This window comes from Peribacillus sp. P4_B1 (genome assembly GCF_056402395.1).
In genome coordinates, this window is the sequence record NZ_JBFUHM010000115.1 from 1 (window position 1) to 4,152 (window position 4,152).

At 36.7% G+C, this 4,152-nt stretch carries 4 protein-coding genes and 1 pseudogene; 1 reads left to right on the forward strand and 4 read right to left on the reverse strand.

Annotated elements, in window-relative coordinates; genetic code table 11:
- Window positions 1–310: transposase (locus AC1DVK_RS26520; protein WP_477627784.1), on the forward strand; the 310-nt coding region annotated here is incomplete at its 5' end.
- Between the two features lie 74 nt (window positions 311–384).
- Here AC1DVK_RS26520 and AC1DVK_RS26525 read toward each other — a convergent pair.
- The 4 genes and pseudogenes from AC1DVK_RS26525 to AC1DVK_RS26540 form a co-directional block, all read right to left on the reverse strand.
- Window positions 385–804: a hypothetical protein gene (locus AC1DVK_RS26525; protein WP_061463050.1), complete on the reverse strand. Its 420-nt coding sequence runs from the start codon at window positions 802–804 to the stop codon at window positions 385–387.
- The gene (locus AC1DVK_RS26530) at window positions 794–2,341 is read right to left on the reverse strand and encodes an FTR1 family iron permease (RefSeq protein ID WP_477627785.1); all 1,548 of its coding nucleotides are present in this window, start codon (window positions 2,339–2,341) and stop codon (window positions 794–796) included. The genes AC1DVK_RS26525 and AC1DVK_RS26530 overlap by 11 nt, the downstream gene beginning before the upstream one ends.
- Before the next feature lie 272 nt (window positions 2,342–2,613).
- Entirely contained in the window at window positions 2,614–3,123 is a 510-nt protein-coding gene (locus AC1DVK_RS26535) for a DoxX family protein (protein WP_410864251.1), read from the reverse strand.
- Between the two features lie 761 nt (window positions 3,124–3,884).
- Window positions 3,885–4,152, reverse strand: a pseudogene (locus AC1DVK_RS26540) (hypothetical protein); the annotation flags it as partial.

Sequence of the window (4,152 nt, forward strand, 5' to 3'; positions counted from 1 at the left end):
ATTCGAAAAGGGGGCCCTTCTTCACTCCGATCAAGGATTCCAATATACGACGAAATCATACGAAAGACAGGTAAAAGAACTCGGTCTTCAAGGAAGCCACTCTCGTCGTGGCAATTGTCATGATAACGCTTGTATAGAAAGTTTCTTCTCGCATTTAAAAACAGAGAAGTTATATTTGGTATGTCCAAAAACAGCAGAGGAAGCTTATGTAGCTATTCAGGAGTATATAGACTTTTACAGTACGGATCGCTTTCAGGAAAAATTTAACGGCCTTTCCCCGATTGAATATCGAGAAAAGGCCGCAGCTTGAAATACTCTTTTTTTACTGTCTACTTGACAGGGTTATGTGCAATAGTCATAGATAAAGCACTCTTTTTCATTATTTTATTTTAAATTTTGTACTTCTGTTAACACACCGTCTAACTCTGTTGCTGCTTTGTCTAGCGTTTTTGCATCAAGTGGTTCAACCTTTGCTCCTGCTTCAATTGTATGAAGTGGCGTTTCTACCTTTTCATATAAATCAGGACTTTTCTCTTTTACTGAGTCCTCAAATACTTGCCATTTCTCCTCTAATTCCTCTCCACTATCTTTTACTTTCGCAGCATCTTTTGCTGTAAGTTGTGTTTTCATATCAGCAAGTACTTGTTTCATGTCTTGTGCACCGTCAGCAATTGAAACTGCTTTTGAATTCGATGTTTCTTCCGTTTTTGGAGCTTCTTTCTTTGTTTCTTCTTTTGTTCCGCACGCTGCTAATGTTAAGGACGTTGCTAAGATGATTGGTACAATAAGTTTTTTAGATCGCATGTTTTGATTCCTCCTGATTTGTCTGCTGTAATTTTGTTTTTTTATCCTTTTTTTTATTCAATATCATTGCGACAATTGCCACTATAAGTAGAATGATTTGTGGAATTACACCCTCCCATGTTGAATAAATCGCAAAGAAATCTATAGTAGGGATTGGAGCTTGTGTAGCTGGTAATAATCCAGCAAGTTGTAGCCCGTGAATGCCCATACCTGCAAATTTGAAGCATAGGTAAAACATTAGAATACTGGATACTAGGAAAAATGGGCGCATTGGGATCTTCAATCCTACTTTTAATATTAAGTAAGAAAGTACAATCAATAGTACTAATCCAATAGCTATACCTGTTAAAAGTGTTGATACTTTAATGGATGCAGCCATCCCGATAAAGAATAACACGGTTTCTGTTCCTTCCCGGAAAACAGCAAGGAAAGAAAGAATAGCTAACGACCATAGACTCCCTTTATCAATGGCCTTTGTACTTTGAGTCTGAATATATCGTTGCCATTCCGCCGTACTTGATTTACTGTGAAGCCAATAACTCATGTACAGAAGCATCATTGAAGCAAAGACTCCGGTCCAGCCAGCAATTAAGAAGTTATTACTCCCAAATGCACCGGCAGAAAACAACATGTTTACGATTACGCCTAAGATAATGCTTACTCCTAAACCTGATCCAACGCCGATCCAAATCCATCTACTCTTATCTGCATGACCAGCCTTTTTCAAAAAACCTAAAAGTGCTACTACAACTAGTAAACCTTCTAAACCTTCACGCAAAAGGATAGTTGTAGCATCTAACATGTTGTAACTTGTTTTAGATGCAAGCGGAGAAAGATAATCACGCATTCCTTCAATTGTTTTTTTAGCTCCCTTTACGTCGGGGGTCTTTGAAGTAAGCATTGCATACGAAGTTACCATGTCCCTCTCAGCGTTTGTATAGATTTTAGAAGACTGTGTTAATACTACGCTTTCTATATCCAGCCATGAGGTACGAAACTGCTCAATATCAGCTTTTGCACCTTTCACATCATTATGATCCAATTTAGAAAGTGACTGATTTAATAGCACAATCAAATCGGCTACATTCCCCTGATTTTTCCCCGTATCTTCAGTTTTTGCGACAGTATGAGGGAATTTTCCTGCAATGAACTTTTCATTGGTTTGCTTTAATTTGTTGAGGGAATTTTCCAGACTCCTTTTTTTCACAGGCTGTTGGGCTAAAGCAAACTGTACTTGCCCCATCCCGTCTTCTATTTCACGGTAGGCATCTTGAGACTCGTCTTTTACTCCACTTTCAATCGACATCCATGTAGATGAAAATGATTCGTATTGTTTTTTAGCCTCTTCCATTTTCCCGTTTTGTACAGAATGCATTGCTTCAATAATGTTTTTGTTTGCACCTTGTAAGTCATTTTCTGCACTTGCTGCAAAACTACGAAACGGGAATGCCATCATTGCAACTACCAAAATAATTATGTATAGACCGGTTCTACCTTTCATTATTTTCCCTCTTCCCCAAAGAAATAAATTAGCCATTAAATGTCTAAAACGAAAATGAAAATCATTATCATTTATTGATTCTTTAAGATTATAAATTCTTTTTATCTGTTACGTCAATAACAAATTATTACATTAAATATAGCTATCTGAAAAAGGGATATATTTGGATATCATCACTAGAAACATGAACGTAGATAAAGACTTGTATTGGTCCTAACTTAAAGCTGTATTAGCGTCTTATGGCCATAAATCTAAGAACAGTGACAAAAAAGACCGCCTATCCAGCGATCTTTCGAGTGTTCTAAATACTAAGCTGCATCATTCAGCACTTTCGTTTTGTTAGCAAATAGTTTGTCTTTAAGAGATGCCATCAACAGACCATCCACTCCGAATCTTCCTGCATTTAAAGCAGAAACAAGAATGAACATAGATAATAAAATTAGTTGTGTGTTGGTACTTGTCGAACCACTAAACAAATAAGAAAAATTCATAACAAGGCCAAAGAATACGGCTGTTTTAGTAAAGCAACCTATCAATAAACCTATTCCGACTAGTAATTCTCCCCAAGGTACAAATGTGTTAAATAGTTCTACATGAGGAATGGCTAGGTTTTCTAGAAAGACAACCCACCATCCCTGGACCGCCGGATGCTCTCCAGTTGCTTGTGCTAATGCTCCATTCAAGAAACCGGAAGCATCAAACTGCCCGCCTGCTATTTTCTCCCATCCAGCCATTAACCATGTATATCCAAGATATACACGTAACACTGCCAAAAGTATTGAGACTTTCTGGTTTTGTCTTAAAACATCAATAAACATGTTGTTTCCTCCAATAAGTAATAAAAAATATAATTTCCAAAATTATAATAACACAATTGAAAACGAATATCATTATCACTTTTAAAAAGATTTGTAAAAAAACGCCCGTAGTAAATGGAAAAACGTTAATAACCGAGAATTAATGGCTTAATAATGTTTAATTCTAAACCCTTTTTCTATTCATACCTTCTTAAAAACCGTTCGCAAATGTGTACTTTTGCGAACGGGTGATTGATGGCTAGTTTGAACAGCACTAATCGTGGTCTAGACGAAAAAACGGAAATATCGCACGAAGATTCATTTTTGGAAAATAAAACTCCGTAGTTTCTAAGCATAAGATCTTTGGAGAACTCATATCTTATGCAACTAATGCATCCGTTAGTTGAAAAGAGTGAAAGTTTTTGAGAATAATTTCTCCACTCATTTAAATAAAGTTTATCAGATTGTTCAATCTCTTTTTATTTAAGCTTATTATACTTCCATGAAAAGGGTGCAAGAGCTAAGATGCCTACAGCAAACGCACTTAGTATACCTGACCATCCAAGACTTCCGGCCTTGCTGAAACCATAAAGTAATGCACCGAAACCAATTGTAAAGTGGTTACATAGGGATATGTTTTACACCGCAATTTCTCGCTAAGAGGTTGAAATATACTTTTTAAATTGAGGAATAAAGAATTTTGAATAAAAGGTAAGCAAGTAAAAAGAGGAGGAAAATTAAAGAAGCTGTTCTATTTAATTAGTAAGCCTGCCCTTAATCAATTAGATTATAATATTTATTGGATGTGAAGGGTTTTGAGATTTTTTAAGCATCATTAATAAATTCAAGGAAATACACAAACAAAGAACCCGTTGGAAGAATTCCTTAACGAGTTCTTTTATTTCTTGGCTGTTTTCACATACTTTGTTGCTATTTACCAAGTAGTGAGTTGTGGTTGATTTCCCCTCCAGATGCTCGCTTTCCTTGGTGCGGGCGGTGAGCCTCCTCGGCGTAAACGCCTGTGGGGTCTCACCTGTCCCGCTGCTCCCG